Genomic DNA, 26,111 nt, shown 5'->3' with positions numbered 1-26,111 from the left:
CTGCTTACATCCACGGCTTCTACAATCCAGCCCGGCTACACTCGGCGCTGGGCTACCACTCGCCTAACAACTATGCCCGGCAGCTCCGGGCTGCCGCCTGAAACGGCTTCATGGCGTCCGTTTTCAGGGGGCCAGATCAGTGAGCCGCATGGATGCGGCGACCAAGCCCCCATGGATGGGTTTACGGCGTCCCCGCAAACCCACAGTGCCCCGCCATCCCTCAGTAAACCCGCTGTTGCTTTGACTTTGACTTTGGCTGTTGCCGTTGCTGTTGCCGGCCAGCGGCCGGCACTACCGCGGGTGCCGGGCGCAGCCCGGCCGCAAACCCCTTACTTCTTCGCGCGCGGCTGGTTCAGCGGCTCCATCGCGCGGAAGCGCTTGCTGTACTCATCGGTCAGGTTGCGCGATTCCTGGCTGTTGCGGACGATGGTCGGGGTCAGCAGCACGATCACTTCCGAACGACGGCTGGTGCGGGTCTTCTGCCCGAACAGCGCGCCAACCACCGGAATCCGGCTCAGGCCGGGAATGCCGCTGCTGCCATCGGTGCCCGAATCGGTGATCAGGCCGGCCAGCATGATGGTGTCGCCGCTCTGCACCGCCGCTTCGGTCGATAGCTTCTTTGTGGAAATGCGCGGGTTGCAGTTGCGCTCGTTCGGGTTGCAGGCGTCCGGCACGTCGGAGGCGCTGCTGACCTCCTGCACGATATCCAGGAACACCGTGCCATCGCGGGTCACGCGCGGGCGTACCTTGAGGATCACGCCCGTGTCGATGTACTGCACCGAGCTGTAGGTGCTGGTGCCCACGCCGGTATTCACCGTGGTGGTGTTGATCGGCACCTTGTCGCCAACGTTGAGCGTGGCCTCGGCGTTGTTGCGCACGAACACCGACGGTGTCTGCAGCAGGCGCAGGTCGGTGACCTTGTCCAGCGCGCTGACCACGGCGGCCGCGTTGTGGCCGGTGAACGCCCAGCCCACGCCATCGTTGCCGGTGACACCGCCGGCAAAGGTATTCCACGAACCGCCCGCTGCCGGCGGCAGGGTCAGGCCCGCCAGTGCGCCGGTCAGCGCGCGACCGGCCACGGCGTTGTCGAAGAACCAGTTCACGCCGTACTTCAGGTCACCGGTCAGCGCGACTTCGGCCACCTGTGCCTCGATGTGCACCTGCAGCGGCATCACGTCCAGCTTCTCGATCACCTCGCGGATCGAGCGCCAGGCCTGCGGGGTCGAGCGCACCAGCAGGGTGTTGGTCTCCTCCACCGCCGACACGCCGACGCGGTCGCCCTCCACTTCCAGGCTGACACTGACGTTGCCGGGCTGGCGCTGCGGCAGGTTCAGGCTGCCGTTGCTGCTGCCACTGCCACTGCTCCCGCCCAGCGTCGAGCCAAGGGTGCTGCTGTTGTTGTCCATGCCACGATCGCCGTCACTGCCCAGCTGCGACGGGATGGCGCCCGGCGCCAGCGAGTCCGGGCTGGAGCCGCCGCGGTTGCCACTGCTGGCGAAGGCCTCGCTGAGGCGCTCGGCCAGGTCGCGCGCCTTGATGTAGCGCAGCTCGTAGGAGAACAGGCGGGCGCTGCCACCTGCGGTGTCGATGCGATCCAGCCACTGCTGGATCTGGTCCAGGTAGCGTACCTGTGGCGTGATCACCAGCACGGCGTTGGCGTTCTCCAGCGGCAGGAAACGGAACATGCCAGCGCTGGGCGTCTTGCTCTCTTCGCCGAACACCTTTTCCAGGTCGGTCGCGACCTGCTCAGCCTTGCCCGACTGGATCGGGAACACGCCCACCGACATGCCCGACAACCAGTCCACGTCGAAGATCTCGACGGTACGCAGGTAGTTTTCCAGTTCTGCGCGTGTACCACCGAGGGTGATCACGTTGCGGCCGCTGTCCACATTGACGATGGCGTTGGGACGCGCATACGGCTCCAGCACCTTCTTCATCTCGGTGGCGGAGATGAACTGCAGCGGGACCACGCGGACCTCGAAGCCGCGTGCGCTGGCCGCCGGCGCGGTGCTCGGCGCGACCGTGCCGGCCAGCGCCTGGTCGGCGGCGACAATGTTGTAGCGGCCGCCGCTGTAGACCATGCGCGCGTTGTTCCAGCCCAGCACCATCTCCAGCAGGTTCAGCGCCTGCGCCGGCGAGACCGGCTTGGGCGTGGCCAGGGTGACCGTACCCTGCACGCCCGGTGCGATCACGTAGTTCTGGCCAAGCATGTCGCCAAGGATGGCCTTGACCACCGCATGCAGTGATTCGCCTTCGAAGTTGAAGGTGGCCTCGCCGGTGCTGGCGCCATGCAGCGCAGGTGCCGGTGCGCGCGCGGCCTCACGGTTGATCATGGTGCCGGTGCCGCGACGGATCACCGCCTGCGGTGCGCCCTGGCTCTCGCGGGCGGCATCAGCGGCGACGTCGGCCGCTTGTCCGGCAGCGGCACTTGGCGACAGGTTGCCGTTGCGCTGCACGTGCGGCGCGGACACCGTACTGCAGCCGACCAGCAGCGCGAGGGCAAAGGACCAGGGAAGAAAACGCAGGTTCATGCATTCACTCTATCGGTTGGTGCCATCGCCCGGGGGCGGCGACGGTTGTTGCTGCTGTTGCTGCAGCTGGCGGCGGCGGGCCTGGATGCGTTCGCGGATGGCCTGCATCTGCGCCTCGCTGGGACCGTTGTTGTTGGCCGGTGGTGTTTTTGCAGCTGACGCCGCAGGTGTGGGGGCATTGCCGGCGGGCGGCGTCGGTGGGGTTGCCGCGACCGGAGGCGGTGCCGGCGGAGCACCCGCCGAAGGCGGCACAACGATCGCACCTGCAGGCGGTACACCGTTGGCACCGCGCAGCACCGTCGGCGGCTCACCGCCCTGGCCGTTGAACACCGCCAGTTCCAGGACCTGGTTGCCACCGGGGCCGATCACCGTCGCCTGGCGCGGCTGCAGCGCCACCAGCTGCCAGCCATCCACGGCTTCGCCATTGAGACGCAGGCGCAGCGAGCGGTTCTGTTCGGTGGTGAAGGTGGCCATGCCGAAATCGCCGGTCAGCAGCACGCCGGTCAGGCGCAACGCGGCACTGGCCGCCGGTTCGCTGCCACCCAGCAGATAGGGCCTCGGCCTGCGGTCTTCGGCAAACAGCGGGCGCTCTCCGATCGCGCTGTAGCTGTCGGCGCTGGCCATGCGCTCGGCAGCCAGCGGCGGCAGCGATGGCAGCGATGGCGCGGCGTCGGCATCACCGTCGGCGCCCGGCAGCTGGCTGCCCAGCCCGAAGACGGTTGCCAGCCAGACCGCCGCCGCCCAGCCGGCCAGTGCCAGCAGGAAACCGGTACGCAGGCTGATCTGCTCACGCTTCATCGGCCACCTCCTGCCCTTCGGACGGGGGCGCCGGCTGGGACGCAGGCGTGGCCTCGGCCGGCGACGTGGACGATGCCGGTGCCGCAGCGGGCGCCGGTACCGTGCCATCGGCGGCGGCGCCTGGCAGCAGATAGCCGGCCAGCTCGAAGGACACATCCAGGCCCAGCCCCGATTCGTTCGGCGATTGCTGGAAGCGCTGCGCGATCAGGTTGAGGTTGTCGACGAACAGGCGGGGGCTGCCGGTTTCGAGGCTGTGCAGCACGGTGGCCAGTTCGGCCACGCCGCAGCGCAGGCGCACCTGCATGGCCACGCGCACGAACTCGGCATCGCGCCGGTTGTCGGCCAGTGGCGTGCGGTTGCTGATGGTGCAGCTGCGGTTGCCCGGGCTGGCCATCGCCACCGCATCCTGCAGCCGGGCGCCCAATGCAGCGGCGGCAGCTTCGGCAGTGGCTTCGCGCAGGAAGCCTGGCCGCTGCTGCAGTGCCTCGCGGGTAGCGCGAAGGCGCTGTTCGATCTGCGGCTGCTGCTGCAGCTGCGCCTGCACGCGCGACTCGCGTTCGCGCAGGGCGGCGACATCGGCATCGATCGCACGCAGCGGCTGGGTGAGCCAGGGGTGCACCAGCAGCAGATAGGCCAGGCCCAGCACTGCCAGCAGCAGTGCCAGCGCCAACCAGCGATCACGGCGTGCGCTTGGCATCGGCATCGGCCGCCTCCGGGGTCGGTGCTGCGGCCGGCAACGGCTGCAGTTCGGCGGTCATGGTGAAGCGGTCGCGGCCACTGGCCGCGCCATCGGCCTGCAGCACCCCGGTCAGGTTGACCTTGCGCCACTGCGGTGCGTCCTGCAGCAGCTGCACCAGCTGCGATGCCTCGCGGCTCAGGCCGATCAGCTGCAGGTTGTTGTTCTCGATCGCCAGCTTTTCCAGGTAGGTGCCTTCCGGCAGGCGCCGGGTCAGTTCGTTCCAGATCTCCACCGTACCGGCGCGCTGGCTGCGCTGCTTCTCAAGGAATGCAGCACCATCGATCAGCGCCTGCAGCTGCGCGCGTTCGCTGGCCACGCCACGCGCGCTGCGCGCGCTGCGCTCGACCTGCGCACGCAGTTCGTCGGCGGCGGCCTGGCGGTTGTCCAGCAGCTGCACCGCGGCCAGTACCAGCATCACGACGGATGCCACTGCCAGCAGCAGGTTCCAGCGCCGCATCGGGTCTGGCCGCAATTGGCGCTGCGCGGGCGGCAGCAGGTTCACCTGCAACACGTTGCCCTGCGCATCGATGGCATCGACGCCGGCCAGCGCATCGGCCCATTGGCCCACCCGCGTGCGCCATGCCTCCAGCTGCCGCAGTGGCCACGCCACCAGTTCGACCTGCAACTGCCCTTCGCCGCCCGCGCCGAGTTCACGCACGTCATAGCTGACCTGGGACGCTTCGAACGGGGTCTGCCGGTCGATTTCGAAACCGACCACGGCACGCAGGCGGTCGGCCGCCGCGGCGGGCAGGCGCAGCGTGCGCCGCAGCACATCCGCCGCGGGCAGCAGCCACACCCGGGGCAGGCTGCGCAGGCGCGGCTCGAGTACCCGGTCCAGTTCCGCCGGCGACAGCGGCCACGGCAGGCGCGCCACCACTTCGCGGCGTTCACCGGCCTCACGCCAGACCTGCAGTTGGTCGCTCTCAGGCTGCAGCAACAGGCGGGCCTGGCCCCAGCCCAACGCCCATTGCCAGCGCACCGGTACCCAGGCCAGCAGCGACTGCCGCCACCAGCGCAGGAAACGGCCAGCGCCCGGGCCGATCCGGCCCTGCACCTGCCGCAGACTGTCCTGCCACGCCGTCATCTTGCTGTCATTCCCTGCTCCCAGCGAAGCACTGTGTAGGTCCGCCCGGGAACCCCGCCCGAGCCACTGCGTACCACTGCCTGCAACACCGACCTGCGTCCACTGCTGTCGATGGCAGCGGACTCGATACTATAGGTGCCGCTGCTGCTGGCAAGCGTTGTCGTACCACCAGCGGAATCTGCATCACGCTCCTGCTGGGCGCGCTGCGCCAGCACGGTATCCGCATCCAGGCCCAGTGCGGTCAGTACCGGTGCGCTGGCGAACTGGGGATCCGGGCGTGCCTGGCGGCTGTACAGGGTCAGGTGCGGCAACATCGCCCGGTACAGCGTGCCGCGCATGCCCAGCACGCGCTGCAGCTCGCCCAGGGTCTCGAACCGCTTGTTGCGTGGGCCATAGGGCAACCCGGCTGCGGCGTAGTCCTGCGCTTCGGCACCACCGCCCGGCTGCAGCAGGCTGTCCTCGTCACGCCAGTCGATGATGGCCCCGGCCAGCTGCCGGGCCTGTGCATCGTCTTCACCCAGTGCCTTGAGGAAGGCGGCCAGCAGCGCGGCATCGGCCAGGTTCAGGTTGATCTTGCCGTTCTCGTCCAGCACCTTGATCTCGATGCTGGCGTCGTCGAACTGCCAGCGATAGGTCCGACCGTCGGCACGCCACGGCGCGCGCTGCGGATCGGCCGACAGGCGCAGCAGTGCATATTCGAGGCCGGCACGCGCACGTTCCTGCCCGCGTGCATCGTCATCCAGCACGCGCTGCTGCAGGTGTTCGACCCGTGCGCTCAGCGCGAATGCGCCGACCAGCGCGGTCATCAACGCGATCAGCCACAGCACCAGCACCAATGCCGCCCCACCCTGCCGGCTCATCGCGCGCCTCCGCTGCCACCGGCGCGCAGCGCCACCACCAGCGGTGGCCACGGCGCGCCCCGGGCCGGCACGATCTGGATCTCCACCAGCATCGGCAGCCGGCGGGTGTCGTCCCAGCGCGGCATCCAGTCGGTCACCTGCCCGGTGCTGGCATCGATACCCCGATAGCGCAGCTGCACCGACTTCAGGTTTTCCACCAGCACCTCGGGCGGGCGCGGCGGGTTCTCGGCGATGCGCTCGCCTTCCTGCAACAGCACCAGCTCCAGCAGCAGGCGCTGTCGGCCATCGCGTCCGTCGACCTGCAGCGCGTGCAGGTAGGGTCCGCCACGGCCGAGGTAGCCGGGCAGATCGGCGGCGAACAGCATGCGCTGTTCCTCGCCCTGGAAGAAGACCGGCTCGCGGGTGGGATCCGGAACTTCCAGTGGAGTGCGCAGCGCGCCCGCCAGCTGCCTGCGCAGCAACGATTCCACCGCGCGCATGCGTTCGCTTTCGGCGGCGATCTGCTCGCCGCGCTGGCTGACCGCCATCGCCGAGCGCACGCTGGCAAAGGCCAGCGCCAGGCCGCCGGCCAGCAGCACGGTGGCCAGCATCACTTCGACCAGGGTGAACCCTGCGGCGTGGCCCCTCACCGGGCATTCTCCAGGTCGGGCGGCAACAGGCGCAGGCTGCGCCAGCGCAGTTGTTCGCGTTCGCTGTCGCCCCAGCGCACCCGCAGCTGCAGCTCGGCCAGCCATGGGGTGCCCGCTGACGTGGCCTGCACGACGTTGCCGGCGCGTGGCTCCACCCACGGCTGAACCTGCAGTTCCCAGTGATAGCGCCCCTGTTCCCAGTCACCCTGTTGGCTGCCCACCTGCAGTGGTGTGTCGACGCCGGCTTCGGCCAGCAACGACTGGGCGTGCAGCACCGCGCGCGTGCGCAGCTCGGCATCGCGCACCTGTTTTGCGCCGCCGGACAGGCTGCCCAGCAGCAGGGTCAACGCCAGGCCCAGCAGGGCGAAGGCGATGATCACTTCGAGCAGGGTGAAGCCACGCGCGCGCCGCTTCATTGCGCCCGCCAGGGGCCGGAGCGGACCTCGCCGGTGAGCCAGCCGACGTCGACGCGCCATTCGGCGCCGTCGCGCTGCAACCGGATGCGGCCACCGCTGGAGCCGCCATCGGGGTGAAACTCGATCACGCCCTGCCCCGGCGCGGTGGCCAGCTGCGCGGCACCTTCGAACTGCACCTGCAGCTGTGCGGGCACCTCACCGTGGCGCTGGTTGGCGCCCTCCCAGCGCCGCCGCGCCGGCTCGATGACGAAGCGCTGCGGTTCACCGCGGGCGATCGCCTGCGCGCGCACCATGCGCAGCTGGCTGGCGATGTCCTTGCCTGCGCTGCGCAACTGCATGCCGGCGAAGCCGCGCGACAGGCCGGCGGCGGTGATCAGGCCGATCGCCGCGATCAGTGCGATCACCAGCAGCATTTCCAGCAGCGACAAGCCCGCCGCGCGCCTGCCATGCAGGCGCGGGTGGGGCAACCGGCGCGGCAGGAAATACGTCATGCGCGGTTACGGCTGGTAGCGGATGTCAGCGTCGACGCTGCTGCCGCCGGCCTTGCCATCCTTGCCCAGGCTGACCAGCTCATAGGGCTGGCCTTCGCCCGGTGCGCGGTATTCCAGGGCGTGGCCCCACGGATCGTTCAGGTCGGCCGGCTTGGCGTACGGGCCGAGCCAGCCGCCAACACCGGCCGGTGCGGTCACCAGGTCATTGAGCGAGCCGGGCAGCTTGCCGGTGTCGATCTGGTAGTTGTCGATCTTGGACGCCACGGTCTGCACCTGCGCCTTGGCGATGTTGGCCTTGCCACGGTCGGCACCGCCCAGTACGCGGCTGGCGACCAGGGTCAGCACCGCGCCGATCAGCACGATGACGATGATGATTTCCAGCAGGCTCATGCCCGACTGGTTGCGCGCGGCAGTGAAGGAAAGGCGGATCGGTCGGCGACGGGCAATCATGGACGGTCCTTTCAGTTGCGGAGTGTCGGGGTTGCAGGGAGTGCCATCGTCAACCGATGGCATTGGTCAGGTCGTACAGCGGCACCAGCACGGCGACGATCACCGCGCCCACCACCGAGGCCAGCACCAGGGTGATTGCCGGCACCATCGCCGCCAGCATGCGGTCGATGCGCCGGGCACTATCCTGTTCGAAGGTGTCGGCGGCCTTCAGCAGCATGGTATCGAGGGCGCCGGATTCCTCGCCGACCTGGATCATCTGCAGGGCCAGGCGCGGGAAGCGCTTGCCGCGCGACAGTGCCAGCGACAGGCCGGCGCCGTTCTTCACCTCATCGGCGGCCGTTTCCACGTCGGCGGCCAGCGCGCGGTTGCCCAGTACGTTGCGGGCGATGCCCAGTGCACCCAGCAGGGGCACGCCGTTGCGCAGCAGGGTGCCCAACGTGCGGGCCAATCGCGCGGTTTCCAGTTCACCCAGCAGGCGGCCGATGCCGCGCCGCTGCAGCAACCAGCCGTCCAGCGCCAGCCGGAAGGCCGGTTGCCGCGCCTTGCGTTCAAAGAACAGCACCAGCACCGCCGGCACCACCAGCAGCAGCACCCACCAGTCGCGCACGAACAGGCCCAGCTGCAGCACTGCATTGGTGAACCACGGCAGCGCCACATCCAGGCTCTCGTACATCTGCGCGAACTGCGGCACCACGTAGCCAAGCAGGAACAGCAGCGCACCGCCCACCACCACCAGCAGGATCGCCGGGTAGACCAGCGCGTTGATGACCTTGCCCTGCAGCGCGCGGCTGCGCTCGAGGTAGTCGGCCAGGCGTTGCAGGGTTTCATGCAGGCTGCCACCGGCTTCGCCGGCGCGCACCATGTTCACGTAAAGGCGCGAGAACAGCCCATGCTGGCGTTCCAGCGCGGTGGACAGCGGTGCACCGCCACGCACCACGTCGCGGATGTCGGTGATTGCGCGGCGTGATCGTTCGTCCTCGGGCAACCCCAGCAGGATCGACAGCGCGCGGTCCAGCGGCTGGCCGGCACCGAGCAGGGTCGCCAGCTGCTGGGTGAACTGCAGCAATGCAGCGCCCTGCAACGGGCGCTGCTGCAGCAGGTTGCGCCAGCTGCTGCCGCCGATCGCGCCGGCGTCGGCCAGCTGCGTCTCCATCGGCAGGTGGCCCTGGTCCTGCAGGCGCGCGATCAGCTCGGCCTCGCTGGCCGCTTCCATCTGCCCGTCGAAGACCTCACCGTGCGGATTGAGCGCCTTGTAGCGGTAGTTCGGCATGTCAGCCCCGGCGTCCTGCGCGCATCAGCTTTCCTCGGTCACGCGCAGCACTTCCTCGATGGTGGTCTGTCCGCTCAACGCCTTGGACAGGCCATCCTCGTACATGGTGCGCATGCCGGCTTCGCGGGCGATGCGCTCGATCTCGCCCATGCCATCGCGACGCATCACCGCACGCCGCAGCGCATCGTTCATCACCAGGAACTCCATGATGGTGGTACGCCCCAGGTAGCCGGTCGGCGCCAGCGCCGAGGGCTTCGGGCGGTAAAGGTGGATCGGCCCCTCCGGCTGCAGGCGGCGCAGCTCGAAGCGTTCGATCTCCTCTGGCGACGCTTCGTAGCGTTCGGCATGGGTCGGCTCCAGCCGGCGCACCAGGCGCTGGGCCAGGATGCCGTTGATGGTCGAGGTGAGCAGGTAATCCTCCACGCCCATGTCGAGCAGGCGGGTGATGCCACCGGCCGCATTGTTGGTGTGCAGGGTGGACAGCACCAGGTGGCCGGTCAATGCCGACTGGATGGCGATGCGCGCGGTTTCCAGGTCGCGCATTTCACCGATCATGATGATGTCCGGATCCTGGCGGACGATGCTGCGCAGCGCGTTGGCGAAATCCAGGCCGATCTGCGGCTTGGCCTGGATCTGGTTGATGCCCTCGATCTGGTATTCGACCGGATCTTCCACCGTGATGATCTTGACGTCGGCGGTGTTGAGCTGGCTCAGCGCGGTGTACAGCGTGGTGGTCTTGCCCGAGCCGGTCGGGCCGGTCACCAGCAGGATGCCGTGCGGCTGTTCCAGTACCTTGCGGAACTGCGGCAGGAAGGCGTCGGTGAAGCCGAGCCGGTGGAAATCGAAGACCACCGTTTCACGGTCCAGCAGGCGCATCACCACGCTCTCGCCGTGCGCGGTGGGCACGGTACTCACGCGCAGGTCCAGCTCCTTGCCCTGCACGCGCAGCATGATGCGGCCGTCCTGCGGCAGGCGGCGCTCGGCGATGTTGAGCCGGGCCATGATCTTGATGCGGCTGATCACCGCTGCGGTGAGGTTGGCCGGCGGGCTTTCGCCCTCCACCAGCACGCCATCGACCCGGTAGCGGACTTTCAACCGGCTCTCGAACGGTTCGACATGGATATCCGAAGCGCGCAGTTCCACCGCACGCTGGATCACCAGGTTGACCAGGCGGATCACCGGCGCTTCCGAAGCGAGGTCGCGCAGGTGCTCGATATCGTCGACCGCGCCGCCCTCGCCATCGGCGGTTTCCACGATCGCGCCCATCGCGCTGCGGCCCTGGCCGAACCAGCGCTCGACCAGGTCATCGATCTCCGCGCGCATGCCCAGCACCGGTGTCACCGGAACCCCCAGCGCCAACTGCACGGCCTGCTGCGGATAGGCATCGTGGGCATCGGCCAGCCACAGACGCACCCCGTGTTCATCCAACTCCAGCGGGCACACATGGAACTGCTTCAGGAAGCGCAGCGACAGCGGTAGTCCCTCGGCCAGCGCCTGCGGCGGGGCCTCCGGCACCTGCTTGCCCTCCAGCAGCGGCAGGCCCAGCACCTCGGCGCTGGCCTGTGCCTGGTCGCGTTCAGACACCAGGCCCAGGCGCACCAGCAGGCCCAGCAGGCTGCCGCCGGCCTCGGCGTGCAGCGGCCGCGCGCGCGCCAGGTCTCCTTCCTTGAGCCGGCCGCGTGCCAGCAGCGCATCCAGGATGCGGCCTTCGGCATCGTCGGTAACGGTTGCAGCGAGCGCGTTCACGTGACTCTCCTGTCAATCGGACCGACTTTAGCAGTTAAGCCATGATTTCCGCCGCCCTGCGGCCAGCTTTCATAAAAAGACGAAGCCCGTCACACAGGATGACGGGCCTCGGCCGTTCGACTACGACACGTCAGGCTTACTGCGTGGCGAGGATGCTCACGCCGTTGTAGGCCGCTTCGCCCACTACCTTGATGTAGTAGGTGCCTGCCACCGGCTTGTTCACCCGTACCGTTTCGGACGTGCCGGGACGGGTCGACTTGCCATCGTTGTCGCTGGCGCTCGGCTCACGTCCCTGGGCGATGTAGACCGACACGTTGCCGGTGCCACCGTAGGTGATCACGCTGAGCTGCTTTCCGGCGGCTGCCTCGAAGCTGTACAGGCGGCTGCTGCCGGCCGTACCGTTCAGCCCCCCCACGGCGATCTTGTTGGTCAGCGGCGTCGCCACCGGCCCGCAGTTCTCGGTGCACGGCTCTTCCAGTGCCTTGGCCAGCGCCGCCTTGGCATCGACGATGCCGGTGCCGATCGGAGTGGCGGTCGGGATGCTGACCGGGAACGGACGCGCGGTTTCCTTCAGCAGCGTGCGCATCGCCGCGGGGGCCAGCGGATCCTTGCCCTTGGCGATCAGCGCGCTCTGCACCAGTGCCGCGACGGCAGCCACGTGCGGCGAGGCCATCGACGTGCCACCCATGCCCATGTAGCTGTAGCTGCCCGACTCCGGCGTGGTGGCCGCATCGGAACCGGACTGCCAGACGTAGCCGCCGGGATTGCCATCGACGCTGCCGCCACCCCCCGGACCGGACAGGTCCACGCGGGTGCCGTAGTTGGAGTAATAGGTGATGCCGCCGGTGATGCGGGTGGCACCGACGGTCACCACGCCGTCGCAACTGGCCGGACGGTACTTGGAGGCGTTGTCGGTCTCGTTGCCTGCGGCCACGACCACGGTGGTGCCCCGCGAGATTGCGCCGTTGATCGCATCCTGGTAGGTCCCGTCGCAGCTGCCGCTGCCGCCGAGGCTCATGTTGATGACCTCGGCCGGGTTGGCATTGGCCGGCACGCCCGCCACCGTGCCGCCGGAGGCCCAGGTGATGGCGTCGGCGATATCGGAAAGGTAGCCACCGCACTTGCCGAGCACGCGCACCGGCAGCACCTTGGCCTTGTGCGCGACACCGGCCATGCCGACGCCGTTGTTGGTCTGCTCGGCCACGGTGCCGGCCACGTGGGTACCGTGCCAGGAGCTGTCCTCCGCGACGGAGCCGGTGTAGCACTCGTTGTCGTTCTCGACCCAGTCACCATAGTCCTGCGCGCCTGGCACGCGATCGTTGGTGGCACGGCGCGACGTCTCGGCATCACTGATGAAGTCGTAGCCTTCCAGCAGGTTGCCGACCAGGTCCGGATGCTGCGGCAGGATGCCGGTATCGAGTACCGCCACCACCACGCCTTCACCCTGCGACACGTCCCACGCCGACGGTGCATTGATGCCGCCGGTGGCGTTGTGCAGGTGCCACTGGTACTGCTGGTAGTACGGATCATTCGGCGCCAGCGCAGGCTGCACGTCACCGGCGCGCAGTTCGCTGCGGCGCAGCTTCACGTCGGCCTCGGCGTACTGCACCGCAGGGTCGGCCTTCAGTTCCTTCAGCACGCGCTGCAGTTCGGCCGGTGCCAGGCGGCCCTGCAGGCGGATCACATCCGCGCCCACGCCCAGCCGGCGTACCACCTGCGGGCCCAGCGTACTGGCGCGCGCGGTACCGCCGGCCAGGCTGGCGCGGGTCAGCGCCGACTGCACGGTGGACAGCTTGGCCGAACGGTCACCGGCTGCAGCGCTACCGGCACGATACTTGACGATGATGCGGTCGGTGCCCGGCTGGGCAGCACTGGCCTGGCGCACCGGTTCGCGGGTCGGCAGTCCAGCGGCGTGGACGGCACCCACCGCGGTCATCGACAGCACGGCGGCGGCAAGCACATTGATGCGAAGGTTCTGCTTCTTGATCACGTCGAATTCCTCTTCTGGGTCATGGATCGAACCAACACTGCGGCCATCATTCCTTGACGACTCCCGGCCGGCCCAGCCGGGATTGCCGTGACCTCCCCCCAGGCCCTGTTTGCAGGTTTGGCGCCGGCGTGGGTGGCCGCCGGCGCAGTGGTTTGGCTTACCAGCCGAAGCCGGCACCGACGCCAACCGAGCTGTCGTCACTGCTGAAGGCACCGCCGAAGGTAACCGTGGCGCGATCGCTGATCGCACGCTGGTAGCCCAGCGACAACGCCGACTCGCCGCCCTGGAAACCGATGCCGACGCCGACCCGGTTCTGGGTGCGGATACCGGCGGCACTGGTGGCCATGTTGAGCATCGCCGCACTCATCGCACCCTGGCGGTCGATGCGACGATCCATGTGGCGCAGGCGCCCGTCGATCTCGCCCTTGAACACATCGAAGCTGTCGGCAACGGCCTGGACGCGGCTGTCGGTGTAGCTGTTGGCGGTGGCCATGCCACGATCCAGCTGGCCCTTGTTGACGGCGTCGGTGGCGGTGGTGCCCGCGGCGACGTTGGTGACCTGGCGCTCGTTGCCTTCGCTGCCCACCGACACCGTATTGGCACGGTCGGCAACCGAGCCCTGGCCCAAAGCCACCGCGTTGGCAGCAGTGGCACTGGCGCCCTGGCCGATGGCGGTGGACGAGGCGCCACTGGCCACTGCGCCTTCACCCATGGCGACGGCATTGAAGCCCGTGGCCGGGGTGCCAACCGGAATCCCGGCACCGGCGGCAGCGGCAGTCGGAGTGCCCTGCACGCGTGCGGTGCTGGTCGGTGCCGCATCGGCGGTCACCGCTGCGTCGGCGACGCTGGCCAGCGGGCTTTCATCCAGCGACGCACTCATTGCGCGCAGGCTGGAAGCACCTGCGCGCGTGCCACCGGCGGTGCGGCGATCGATCTCGCTGACCTTGCGGTCCAGCGCACCGAGCGCATCGCCGACGTTGCTGTACGTCGCGCCCTGGATCACGTAGTTCGGCGCCACGAACACACCCTGCATGCCGACGCTGGCGCCACCGCCGAGGAAGCTGGCGGCATCACTGAGCGACTGGAACAACTGCCCGCCATTGATCGCCTGGCGGCTGCCGGCGGCGATGCTGCCGGCACCGACGTTGTCGATGGTGGTGCCCTGGAAGCCGGACAGGGTCAGGCGATCACGGCTGGCGTCGTCATAGCCGACCGCACTGGCCGCCGTGGTCTCGACCGTGGCGATGCGCGCATCGAAATCACCCACGCGGGTTTCCACTGCGCCCACGCGCTGGTTGGTGACGTTGAGCTGTGACCCGGTGACCGCATCGGTGCTGCCGGCAGCAATGCGGCCGTCGGCAACATTGACGATCCGCCGCGTGGCCGGACCGGCGGTGCCGTTGCCACCGCCGACCGAGACCACGTTGGCCTCCAGCGCCCGCGAACCGGCACCCAATGCCACTGAGTTGTTGCCGCTGGCGCCGCTGTTGGCGCCCAGTGCCAGTGCCGCGTTGCCGATGGCCGTGGCACCACTGCCCAGCGCATTGCTGCGGCTTCCACTGGCGTTGGCGTTGCCGCCGATGGCGACGGCATCCGTGCCGGTGGCACTGGCGGTACCCGAACCGTTGGCCTTGAAGCGTTGGCCGACCGCATCGGCGGTGGCGGCCACTGCATCCAGCTGGCCCTTGTTCACCGCATCGGTGGCCTGCGTACCGGCCGCGACATTGGTGAGCTGGCGGTTGATCGCGCTGTGGGTGACGCCGGCAGCATCGACCCACTCCTGTGCGGCACCCACCGACACCGTATCGGCGCGGTCGGCCAGCGAGCCCGCACCCAACGCGACGCTGTTGCCGGCGTCCTTGGTGGTCCAGGTATTGCTGCCGAGCACCGTCGCGTTGCTGGCCTGCGCGTAACTGTTGTAACCGACCACGGTGGCACCGTCTTCGGTGGCCCACGCCTCACTGCCGATGGCGGTGGTGAACCGGCCTGCACTGACGCTGGCGGCATCCTGTCCGGCCAGTGCATTGAAGCCGACCGCCACGCCGTTCAATCCGGTCGCGGCGTTGTTGCCCAGAGCGGTGCCGTACTCGCCCGCCTTGGCCTGCACGCCGAAGCCGGCGCCGGCGATCTGCGCAATGGTGCCCTGGCCCACCGCCGTGGACACGTCGGCGGCCTGCGCGGCACTGCCTATCGCGGTGCCGAAGAAGCCGGCGCTGGCGCCTGCACCAAACGCCGTGGCGCGCCAGCCATTGGCCTGTGCGAAGTTGCCGACTGCCGTGGTTTCGCGACCATCGGCGATCGCGCCGTAGCCCACGGCGGTGGCCGCCAGGCCGGCGGCCTCGGCCATGCCGCCGACAGCGGTCGCCCCGATGCCCTGCGACTGCGACTGCGCGCCGATCGCAATGCTGGCGGCGCCGCCGCTGCTGCTCTGTGCACCCAGCGCGACGGCACCGCCTGCGGTGCTGCTGGCACCGCTGCCGATCGCCACACCCTGCTCGGCCGTGGCCAGTGCGTCGACGCCGACCGCCGTGGCATTGGCCGCGACCACCGTTGCGCCGCTGCCCACTGCGGTGGCGCCGTTGCCAATCGCATTGGCCGCATTGCCAGCGGCGAGCGCGTCGTCGCCCTCCACCCGTGCACCGGCTTCGCCATCGGCGTTGCCGCTGGCCTGGAACTGCCGGCCAGTCCTGTCGGCAACGCTGGCAACCGCGTCCAGCTGGCCCTTGTTCACCGCGTCGGTGGCCTCGGTGCCCGCCGCCACATGCGTCACCTGGCGCTCACCGCCCGCGGTGCCCACGGCCACAGTATTGTCGCGCTCGGCCTTGGAGCCGGCGCCCAGCGCCACGCTGTTCAACCCGCTGGCGGTGGCACTGGCGCCCAGTGCCGTGGCATCTGCCGCATCCGCCCACGAATTCCAGCCGATCGCGGTGGCGTAATCTTCGGTCGCCCAGGCGCCGGCACCGAAGGCCGCCGCGCCGGTGCCGCTGGCGCGCGACGGGATCAGGCCGAAGAAGGTGCTGCCACCGATGGCCACGCTCTCGGCGCCACTGGCTTCGCTGGACTGGCCGACCGCAACGGCACCGCTACCGGCCGCGGCGGCGCCGAAGCCCACTGCCGTGGTGTTGGCACCGCTGGCCGCCGAGCCGTAGCCCAACGCGGTGCCGAGGCGACCGCTGGCTTCGGCATAGCCACCGACCGCGGTGGTGCCATCGGCGGAGGCGGCACTGCGGAAGCCACTGGCCAGTGCCTGCGTGCCGCTGGCGTTGGATTCGGTGCCGGTCGCGTTGCTGTACGCACCACTGGCCTGTGCACGCGCACCCACGGCGCTGGCGCCGAGTTCGCTGGCGCTGGCGCCGGTACCGAGCGCAAGGCTGTCTTCGCCGGTGGCCTGTGCGGTACTGCCCAGTGCTGCGGCGTTGTTGCCGGTGGCCAGCGCATCGATGCCGACCGCCGTGGCGTTGGCCGCCAGTGCATTGGCGCCGCTGCCGAGTGCGGTGGCACCGTTGCCGATGGCGTTGGCCGCGTCACCGGCCGCCAACGCGTTGTCGCCCTCGACCAGGGCGCCGGTTTCACCCTCGGCGTTGCCACTGGCCTGGAACTGCCTGCTGGTCTTCTCCGCTGCTGCGGCGACGGCGTCTAGCTGGTTCTTGTTGACCGCATCGGTGCCCTGCGTGGCATCGGCCACGTTGGTGATCTGGCGGGTATTGCCAGCACCGCCAACCGACACGGTGTTGTCGCGGTCCGCGATCGAATCGGCGCCCAGCGCCACGCTGTTGGCCGCGCGCGATTCGGCGGCGTTGCCCAGTGCGGTGCTGTTGATGCCGCCGGACCAGGCGCCGCCACCGACGGCGGTGGAGTAATTGCCCGATGCTTCGGTGGCCAGCACGCCGAACAGCGAGCCGCCGACGGCGACGCTGTTGGTGCCGGTGGCCAGGCTGCCCTGGCCGGTGGCCGTGCTGTAGGCACCGGAGGCTTCCGCATCGCCACCCACTGCCACACTGTTGGAACCGGAGGCATTGGCGAAGTTGCCGAAGGCGGTGGCGTTGAACGCCGATGCCTGCGCATAGCCACCGATGGCGGTGCTGTAGCCACCGGTCGCTTCGGCGCCGATGCCGAACGCGGCCGACGCGGTGCCGCTGGCGATGCTCTCGCTGCCGACCGCGGTGGAGCCGCTGCCGCTGGCGTTGCTGAAGTAGCCCACCGCCACGGCTTCCTCGCCGGAGGCTTCGGACAACACACCGTTGGCGGTACTGCCGGCACCACTGGCGATGCTGGCGGCACCGAACGCCGCGCTCTGCTCGCCGCTGGCTTCGCTTTCCGCGCCCTGTGCGGTGGCGTACTCACCGGTCGCCTGGGCGTTGGCACCGACGGCGCTGGCGTTGGCGGCGCTGGCCAGCGCGTTGAAACCGATCGCCTGCGCGTTGTTGGCCAGCGCATTGGCACCACTGCCGAGCGCGGTGGCGCCGTTGCCGATGGCGTTGGCCGCATCACCGGCGGCCAGCGCGTTGTCACCCTCCACCAGCGCACCGGCTACGTCGTCATCGCTGCCACTGGCCTGGAAGAAGCGGCTGGTGGTGGTGGCGGTGCTCGCGACCTCATCCAGCTGTGCCTTGTTCACCGCGTCCGTGGCTTGGGTACCGGCAGCGACGTTGGTGATCTGCCGCTCGTTGCCGCTGCTGCCCACCGACACCGTGCGTGCACGACTGGCAACCGAACCGGCACCGAGCGCGACAGCATTGCTGGCGCTGGCGTTGCTGCCGGCGCCCAACGCGATCGCGCTTTCACCACCGGCCACCGTGTTGGTGCCGATGGCAATGCTGTTGAGGCTGTTGCCCAGCGCCTGGAAGCCCAGCGCCACGCTGTTGTCGCCATAGCCGAAGGCACCACGGCCGACCGCGGTGGAGCTGGCACCATTGGCCCAGCTGTTGTAGCCGATGGAGGTTGCGCCACTGCCGCTGGCCCAGGCCGCGTTGCCGAACGCCGAGGCATTGGTGGCGGTGGCCCATGCACCGGATCCGAAGGCGCTCGCACCACTGGCCGTGGCCCAGCTGTAGCCACCGACAGCGGTGCTGTCATCGCTGCTGGCGAAGGCGCTGTCACCGACCGCAACGGCATAGCTGCCGGTCGCACGCGACTTGCCGCCGGCCGCGAAGCTGTTGTCGCCGCTGGCCTTGGCGGCATTGCCGAACGCACTGCTGGCAGCCCCGGTGGCCTGTGCACCGCTGCCGACCGCCGTGGCATCGGCAACCGCCGTGGTGCCCACCTGCTGCGCCTTGCCGTCGGCGCCGATGATCGGCTGGTTGTACTCATCGTAGGCCTGTCCGAGGCCACCGATGGCAACACCGCCGTTGCCGGTGGCGCTGCTGTTGCGACCCACTGCCACGCTGTCATCACCGATCGCCGACGCGGCTGCGCCATGTGCAACCGCACCAGCACCGATCGCGTTGCTCGAGGAGCCGGCCGCGACCGCGCCCTCGCCCTCGGCGAACGCACCGGCATCACTGCCCGCTTCGGGCTGTGCCTGGAAGAAGCGCGCGGTGCCGTCGGCGGTGCTGGCCACGGCGTCCAGCTGCGCCTTGTTCACTGCATCCGTCGCTTGCGTACCCGCGGCCACGCTGACGATCTGGCGTTCATTGCCATTGGTGCCCACGGCCACCGTATTGGCCCGGTTGGAGCCCGAATAGGCGCCCAGCGCGACACTGTTTTCGGCGCCAGCGGTGGCGTAGTAACCGATGGCCGTGCTGTCCTTGCCGATGGCCCAGGTCTGCGCGCCCAGTGCGCTGGCGTTGTCGCCTGCGGCATAAGCGAAGTAACCCAGCGCAGTGGACTCCGCGCCCACCGCTTCGGTGAAGCTGCCGTTGGCCAACGAGCGGTCACCACTGGCGACCGCACCGCCACCTACCGCGGTGGAGGACACGCCGCTGGCACGCGTCTGCACATACAGGCCCATGCCCGGCACGATGTCGGCCGGGCCACCGATGGCGACGCTGCCGGCGCCAGTGGCGCTGCTCTGCGTTCCCAGGGCGGTGGCGTTGCTGCCACTGGCGGTGGCCGCCGCGCCGAAGGCCGCGCTGCCCTGCCCCGAAGCCAGCGCATTGCTGCCGACGGCAGTGGCGCTCTGCGCGATGGCAACGGCGCCCGCTCCCAGTGCACTGCTGCCATTGCCGATCGCGTTGGCCGCCTCGCCGGCGGCCAGCGCATCTTCGCCTTCGGCCAGCGCACCGGCATCGCTGTTGCTGCTGCCGGTGGCCTGGAAGTGCTTGGCGGTGGCATCGGCCACGGCAGAGACGTCCTTCAACTGGGCCAGATTGACCGCATCGGTGGCTTCACTGCCCGCGGCAACGCTGGTGATCTGCCGTTCGTTGCCGGCGCTGCCGACCGCCACGCTGTTGGCGCGCACCGCTTCGGAATTCGCGCCCAGTGCAACGCTGTTGGCACCGCGTGCGGTGGCGTAATAACCGACGGCGGTGCTCTGCGCGCCGCTGGCCCAGGTCTGCGCGCCGAGCGCGCTGGCATTCTCACCCGGGGCGTAAGCGAAGTAGCCGACGGCGGTGGATTCCGCACCGGACGCTTCGGTCAGGCTGCCGTTGGCCACCGCACGATCACCGCTGGCGATGGCACCGGCGCCGACCGCGGTGGCGGCTTCGCCGCTGGCCTGGGTCTGCACGAAGAAGCCCAGGCCCGGAATCAGGTCGGCCGGGCCACCGATGGCGACGCTGCTGGTACCGGTGGCGGTGCTCTGCGTACCCAGTGCGGTGGAGTAGTCACCGATGGCATTGGCGACCGCACCGAATGCGGACGACTGCGCACCGGCGGCATACGCGCCAACGCCGTAGGACGACGCCGCAAATCCACTGGCTTCGGCACTGGCACCGACTGCAGTGCCACCGACGCCTGCGCTGGTGGCGCCGGTTTCGACCGGCACGCCACCACTGGTGATCAGTGGATTGCCATCGGCATCCACCGCAGCACCACCGACGGCGACGCTGCCCGGGCCGTTGGCCTGTGCGTTGTTGCCGAATGCCGCGCTGTTCTGGCCTGAGGCCAGTGCGTTGTTGCCCACCGCGGTCGCGTTCTGTGCGACGGCATTGGCGCCCGCGCCCACGGCGGTGGTGCCGTTGCCGATGGCGTTGGCCGCCTCGCCGGCCGCCAGTGCCTCGTCACCTTCGGCCAGCGCGCCCGCATCGCTGTTGCGGCTGCCCGTGGCCTGGAAGTGCCTGGCGGTGGCATCGGCCACGGCGGCCACGTCCTTCAGCTGGCCGACATTGACCGCGTCGGTGTCTTCGGTGCCCGCCGCGACGCTGGTGATCTGCCGGGTCAGGCCGTATTCGGCGGCGCCGACCGACACGGTGTCGACACGGTCGGCCAGCGAGCCGGCGCCCAGCGCCACGCTGCCGGTGGCGACCGCCGCCGAGTTGGACCCCAGCGCGGTGCTGTACTCACCCACGGCGGTGCTGAACGCCCCCACCGCGATCGATGCTTCATTGGCGGCAGTGGCGCCACGGCCCAGTGCGGTACTGCCCGGGCCCATCGCCACGGCACCGCCACCGACGGCAGTGGCGCCATCGGCGGTGGCTTCGGACAACGCACCCAGTGCGGTGGCCGCGCCGTTCTCGCTGGCGGCATAGGCGCTGGCGCCGACGGCGGTGTCACCAAGACCGAACGCTGCGGCGCTCTGCCCGACCACCACGCTGGCGTCGCCGATTGCCAGGGCGCCCTGGCCGAACGCGCTGGCGCCCAGGCCGGCGGCAATCGCCTGGGTGCCGATAGCAGTCGTGGCATTGGCCAACGCCTGTGCACCGGCACCGGCGGCAACCGCGCCCTGCCCGTCGATCTTCGCCGCGTCGCTGTCATCACCGGCGCCATCGGCCTTGAAATAGCGCTCGCCATCGGCGGCCACGTCCGCCAGCGCGACCTGCGTGGCGCGCGCCTGCGCATCCAGCTGTGACTTGTTCACCGCATCGGTGGCTTGGGTGCCGGCGGCCACGTTGGTGATCTGCCGTTCCTTGCCGGCATCGCCAACGGACACCGTGTTGGCGCGGGTGGCCCTGGAGCCTGCGCCCAGCGCCACGCTGTTGGCGGCAGTGGCGCTGCTGTTGCTGCCAATCGCCACCGCGTTGCTGCCCTTGGCACTGGCGGAGCCTTCGACCAGGCATTTTTCCAGCAGCTTGCCGCTGAATGCCACGCAGGTGGCGCTGCCGCCGATCTGCACCGACTGTGCGGCGGCGGAACTGCTCATGCCCAATCCCAATACCAGGCCCAGTGCCACCGCCAACAGCGCGGGCGTGGCCGGTGTCGTATCGCGGCGCTGGTCGACAACACCACCGCTGCTGTCAGAGGAGGCCAGTTCCGAGGCCACCACCAACTGACCCAATGCTTTGTTCCAGACCTTGCGATAAATCCGATTCATCGGTACGGCTCCTGATTGGACTGGTTTTCGGCAAAGCAACGCCATCGCCGGGCCTTCTGGCCCAACGTCCCCTGGGGGCGTTTATTCGCGTGATTTACTGCGGGGTATTGCCGAACGGCGCGCAGCGACAGAAAACCGAGCGCGTGCGCCGAGCGGTTACTGCGGAATGAATGGTTCTGAAACGGGGTTCAAGTGTTAACGGCAACTTTGCAGATCGTCAAGACTTTGACACGACAAATGCTATTGCCGTGAAGCAGTTCACCATTTCACGTGTTTATAAAAGTATTTTGTTAGGTACACGTGACGGACCGCTGGCGCATGAAAACCGATGTAACTAGCGGGCGCGACAAGGGTTTCACGCGTGCAAAGAAAAACCCGCCGACGAAGCGGCGGGTTCTTCCATACGCGGTGGCATTGCAGCCTGCGCGGGACGATGCGATCAGCCGCACCACACCCGCGCGTTGCGGAACATGCGCATCCACGGCGAATCACCCTGCCATTCCGCCGGTGCCCAGCTCAGGTTGAGCGCGCGCGGGGTGCGTTCCGGGTGCGGCATCATGATGGTGACGCGGCCGTCGCTGCTGGTCAGGCCGGTGATGCCGTCCGGCGAACCGTTCGGGTTCAGCGGGTACTGGCTGGCCACCTTGCCATTGCCATCGATGTAGCGCAGCGAGACACGTGCAGCAGCCTGGTCGACGGCATTGTCGAACACGGCCTGGCCTTCGCCATGCGCCACCGCCACCTGCAGGCGCGAACCGGCCATGCCACGCAGCAGGATCGACGGCGATTCCACCACTTCCAGCAGCGCGGTGCGGGCTTCGAACTGCTCGCTGGCGTTGCGGCGGAACTGCGGCCAGTGCTCGGCACCCGGAATGATGTTCTTCAGCTGGCTCATCATCTGGCAGCCGTTGCATACGCCCAGCGCGAAGCTGTCTTCGCGCGCGAAGAACGCAGCGAAGGCATCACGCAGTGCACTGCGCTCCAGGATCGAGGTGGCCCAGCCACGGCCGGCACCGAGCACGTCGCCATAGCTGAAACCACCACAGGCGACCAGGCCGGTGAAGTCCTGCAGGGCCACGCGGCCTTCGATCAGGTCGCTCATGTGCACGTCGAAAGCACGGAAGCCGGCACGTTCGAAGGCGTTGGCCATTTCGATCTGGCCGTTGACGCCCTGCTCGCGCAGCACCGCCACGCGCGGGCGCGCACCGGTGCTGATGAACGGTGCGGCCACGTCTTCGTTGAGGTCGAAGCTGAGCTTCGGCTTCAGGCCCGGTGCGTTGAACGCACGCGCGACCTCGCGCTCAGCATCGGCGTTGGCCGGGTTGTCGCGGCGCTTCTGCATCGCGTGGGTGACCGACCACCAGGCATCGAACAACGCTTCCCAGCGCCACTCGGCCAGGTTCTCGCCGCCCAGCGACACGCGCACCACCGGTGCGGTGGTCGGCTTGGCGATGCGCTGCGCGCATTCGGTCAATGCATGGCGTTCAACCAGGTCGGCAAACGCGGCGCGGTCTTCGCGTGCGATCTGCACCACCGCGCCCAGTTCTTCGTTGAACAGGCTGCGGAACGGATCGTCACCCCAGGCATCGAGGGCGATGTCCAGGCCCAGGCGCGAGGTGAAGGCCATTTCGCACAGCGCGGCGAAAGCACCGCCGTCGCTGCGGTCGTGATAGGCCAGCAGCAGGCCGGACTGGCGTGCATCGCGGATCAGTTCGAAGAAACCCCGCAGGCGCTGCGGATCGTCCAGGTCCGGGGCGGCACCGGCGAAAGCCGGCAGGTCGCCGTGGTCGGCATGCACCTGGGCCAGGATCGAACCACCCAGGCGCTGCTTGCCGGCACCGAGGCCTATCAGCCACAGCTCGCTGTCCACCTCCCGGTCGAGCAGCGGGGTCAACTGCTGGCGCACGTCGGCCACCGGCGCGAACGCCGAGATCACCAGCGACACCGGCGACACGCTCTTGTGCGCTTCGCCCTGGTCGTGCCACTGCGCCTGCATCGACAGCGAGTCCTTGCCCACCGGGATGCTGATGTCCAGCTGCGGGCAGAGTTCCATGCCCACCGCCTTCACCGCGTCGTACAGCAGCGCGTCTTCGCCCGGGTGACCGGCCGCGGCCATCCAGTTCGCCGACAGCTTGATCTCATCCAGCGCATCGACCGGGGCCGCGCACAGGTTGGTCAGCGCTTCGCCCACCGCCATGCGTGCCGAAGCAGCAGCATCGAGCAGGGCCAGCGGGGTGCGCTCGCCGATCGACATCGCCTCACCGGCCACGCCGTCGAAATCGGCCAGGGTAATTGCCACATCGGCCACCGGCAGCTGCCACGGGCCGACCATCTGCTCGCGCGCGGTCAGGCCGCCGACGCTGCGGTCACCGATGGTGACCAGGAAGTTCTTCGAGGCCACGGTCGGGTGCGCGAGCACGCGCAGGCCGGCTTCCTGCAGGTCCAGGCCACCGGTCTTCAGCGCCGGCCAGCGCGGTGCCGGCGGGTGCGCGGTATCGCGGTGCATCTTCGGCGGCTTGCCGAACAGCACGTCCATCGGCAGGTCGATCGGTGCATCGGCCGGAGTGTGGCCCGGCACGGCACCGTAGGCCACCACCAGATGTTCCTCGGCGGTGGCCACGCCGACCGCAGCGAACGGGCAGCGCTCGCGGGCGCACAGCGCGGCGAACTCGGCCAGGCGCTCCTGGGCCACGCCCAGCACGTAGCGTTCCTGCGACTCGTTGCACCACAGCTGCATCGGTGACAGCGACGGATCATCGGTGGGCACCTTGCCCAGGTCGATGACACCACCGACGTTCGAGTCGTGCAGCAGTTCGGGGATGGCGTTGGACAGGCCACCGGCGCCGACATCGTGGAAGAACTTGATCGGGTTGTTGGCGCCCATCGCCACGCAGCGGTCGATGACCTCCTGGCAGCGGCGCTCCATTTCCGGGTTGTCGCGCTGCACGCTGGCGAAGTCCAGGTCCTCGGCGCTTTCACCGGAGGCCACCGAACTGGCCGCACCGCCGCCCAGGCCGATCAGCATCGCCGGGCCACCCAGCACGATCACCGCATCACCGGCCTGCAGCGGGATCTTGTCGACCTGCACGCGGTCGATCGCGCCGAGGCCACCGGCCAGCATGATCGGCTTGTCGTAGGCGCGCACCAGATCGGCGCCTTCCGGCAGCTCGAAGCTGCGGAAGTAGCCAAGCAGGTTCGGGCGGCCGAACTCGTTGTTGAACGCGGCGCCACCGAGCGGGCCGTCGGTCATGATTTCCAGCGCCGGTGCCATGCGCGGATTCAGCGCGCGCGGCGCCTCCCACGGCTGCGGCAATTCCGGAATGCGCAGGTGCGAGACCGAGAAGCCGGTCAGGCCCGCCTTCGGCTTGCCACCGCGGCCGGTCGCGCCTTCGTCGCGGATCTCGCCACCCGCGCCGGTCGAGGCGCCCGGGAACGGTGCGATCGCGGTCGGGTGGTTGTGGGTTTCCACCTTGATCTGGAAGGCACTGGGCACCTGCGCTTCGCGGCGGTATTCGCCACTGGCCGGATCGGGGCGATAGCGCGACGCCGGATGGCCTTCGATCACTGCGGCGTTGTCGCTGTACGCGCTGAGCGTGTGCTGCGGGGTCTGCTGGTGGGTGTTCTTGATCATCCGGAACAGCGAGCGGTCCTGCTCCTGGCCGTCGATGGTCCAGCTGGCATTGAAGATCTTGTGGCGGCAGTGCTCGGAATTGGCCTGCGCGAACATCATCAGTTCCACGTCCGACGGCGACCGGCCCAGCGCAGTGAAACGCTCGCGCAGGTAGTCGATCTCGTCCTGGGCCATGGCCAGGCCGAGGCGCTGGTTGGCGGCCTCCAGCTGGTCCACCGGCACGCGCTCCAGTTCACCCCGGGCCGGTGCCGAGAACAGCGCCTGGCCCTGTTCCACGGTCTCCAGCACGGACTGCGTCATCGGGTCGTGCAGCGCCTTGACCAGCGCCTGCTGGGCGGCGGCATCGGCCGGCCAGCCCTGCACGTCGATGCGCAGGCCACGTTCGACCCGGCTGACCGGCTGGCCGGCACCGCGGACCAGTTCGGTGGCCTTGCTCGACCACGGCGACAGCGTGCCCAGGCGCGGCACCACGATGCGGCTGACTGCGCCTTCGGCCACGGCTTCGGCCTGCGGCGCCGCTTCGAGGATGCGGCACAGCGTGGTCAGGTCGGGGGCGGCGCTGCCTTCGGGCTGCACGAAGTAGACGTGCCAGGCACCGCTGATGCGCAGGGAGGGAGCGATGGACTGCAGGCGGGATTCAAGACGTTCGCGGCGGAACGGCGACAGGGCGGGCGCGCCCTCGAGGACCATCATGTCCGGGGAACCGTAGTTGGGAAACGGGCCCGACATTGTACCGGAAGCAGGGGGATGGCTTCGGCCGGGCGGCGCCCGGCACCCGCCGAGGCCAGGGCAACAGCAACAGCAACGGCCCAAGCAAAAGCTGGGTTCCCGTGGGATGGCGGGGTGGTGGGGGCCAGCAGGACACGCCGTAAACCCGTCCATGGGGGCTCGATGGCGCCATCCATGGCGCCAACGGTCCTGCTGGCCCCCACCACCCCGCCCCCGACAGATTTCCGCGATCTGCGGTAGATCCACGCCATGCGTGGATGCTCCCCGGTAGTGCCGGCCGCTGGCCGGCAACCAGGAAAATGTCAGAAGTCAGGCATTGAAGAGCGAAGCGACCGGC

Annotated in this window: 14 protein-coding genes; all 14 read right to left on the bottom strand. The window is 69.1% G+C overall.

The window, feature by feature from the left end; genetic code table 11:
• Positions 1–329: 329 nt before the first annotated feature.
• Positions 330–2,531, bottom strand: coding sequence for a type II secretion system secretin GspD (gspD, locus tag AC5P66_RS19405; RefSeq protein WP_495216564.1), 2,202 nt, complete (start codon positions 2,529–2,531; stop codon positions 330–332).
• Positions 2,532–2,540: 9 nt separating this feature from the next.
• Entirely contained in the window at positions 2,541–3,329 is a 789-nt protein-coding gene (locus AC5P66_RS19400; RefSeq protein WP_049417194.1) for a type II secretion system protein, XpsN-like, read from the bottom strand.
• Entirely contained in the window at positions 3,319–4,032 is a 714-nt protein-coding gene (gene gspM, locus AC5P66_RS19395) for a type II secretion system protein GspM (RefSeq protein WP_495216563.1), read from the bottom strand. Before gspM ends, AC5P66_RS19400 begins: the two co-directional genes overlap by 11 nt.
• A complete protein-coding gene (locus AC5P66_RS19390) occupies positions 4,007–5,152 on the bottom strand; it encodes a PilN domain-containing protein (RefSeq protein ID WP_099542587.1) in 1,146 nt (381 codons plus the stop codon). The genes gspM and AC5P66_RS19390 overlap by 26 nt, the downstream gene beginning before the upstream one ends.
• Complete coding sequence (locus AC5P66_RS19385) at positions 5,149–6,012, bottom strand: type II secretion system minor pseudopilin (RefSeq protein ID WP_262257599.1); 864 nt, start codon at positions 6,010–6,012, stop codon at positions 5,149–5,151. The genes AC5P66_RS19390 and AC5P66_RS19385 overlap by 4 nt, the downstream gene beginning before the upstream one ends.
• On the bottom strand, positions 6,009–6,641 hold the full coding sequence (locus tag AC5P66_RS19380) for a type II secretion system protein J (protein ID WP_495216562.1): 633 nt from the start codon (positions 6,639–6,641) through the stop codon (positions 6,009–6,011). Before AC5P66_RS19380 ends, AC5P66_RS19385 begins: the two co-directional genes overlap by 4 nt.
• Complete coding sequence (gene xpsI, locus AC5P66_RS19375; RefSeq protein ID WP_049417200.1) at positions 6,638–7,057, bottom strand: type II secretion system protein XpsI; 420 nt, start codon at positions 7,055–7,057, stop codon at positions 6,638–6,640. The genes AC5P66_RS19380 and xpsI overlap by 4 nt, the downstream gene beginning before the upstream one ends.
• Positions 7,054–7,548, bottom strand: a complete 495-nt coding sequence (gene xpsH / locus AC5P66_RS19370) for a type II secretion system protein XpsH (protein WP_049417201.1) — start codon at positions 7,546–7,548, stop codon at positions 7,054–7,056. Before xpsH ends, xpsI begins: the two co-directional genes overlap by 4 nt.
• Before the next feature lie 6 nt (positions 7,549–7,554).
• Positions 7,555–7,998, bottom strand: a complete 444-nt coding sequence (gene gspG / locus AC5P66_RS19365; RefSeq protein ID WP_005415225.1) for a type II secretion system major pseudopilin GspG — start codon at positions 7,996–7,998, stop codon at positions 7,555–7,557.
• Between the two features lie 49 nt (positions 7,999–8,047).
• The gene (xpsF, locus tag AC5P66_RS19360; RefSeq protein ID WP_495216560.1) at positions 8,048–9,268 is read right to left on the bottom strand and encodes a type II secretion system protein XpsF; all 1,221 of its coding nucleotides are present in this window, start codon (positions 9,266–9,268) and stop codon (positions 8,048–8,050) included.
• Positions 9,269–9,292: 24 nt separating this feature from the next.
• On the bottom strand, positions 9,293–11,014 hold the full coding sequence (gene gspE / locus AC5P66_RS19355; protein WP_014035931.1) for a type II secretion system ATPase GspE: 1,722 nt from the start codon (positions 11,012–11,014) through the stop codon (positions 9,293–9,295).
• Positions 11,015–11,150: 136 nt separating this feature from the next.
• The gene (locus tag AC5P66_RS19350) at positions 11,151–13,004 is read right to left on the bottom strand and encodes a S8 family peptidase (RefSeq protein WP_099496136.1); all 1,854 of its coding nucleotides are present in this window, start codon (positions 13,002–13,004) and stop codon (positions 11,151–11,153) included.
• Between the two features lie 157 nt (positions 13,005–13,161).
• Positions 13,162–21,414 (bottom strand): ESPR-type extended signal peptide-containing protein, encoded by an 8,253-nt coding sequence (locus AC5P66_RS19345; RefSeq protein WP_495216559.1) that lies wholly within the window; start codon positions 21,412–21,414, stop codon positions 13,162–13,164.
• Between the two features lie 439 nt (positions 21,415–21,853).
• Positions 21,854–25,738 (bottom strand): phosphoribosylformylglycinamidine synthase, encoded by a 3,885-nt coding sequence (gene purL, locus AC5P66_RS19340; protein WP_099496138.1) that lies wholly within the window; start codon positions 25,736–25,738, stop codon positions 21,854–21,856.
• Positions 25,739–26,111 lie beyond the last annotated feature (373 nt).

The sequence above is a fragment of the Stenotrophomonas sp. YJH_SMC_122 genome, from assembly GCF_059369535.1.
This window is presented reverse-complemented; position numbering and strand designations above follow the sequence as displayed.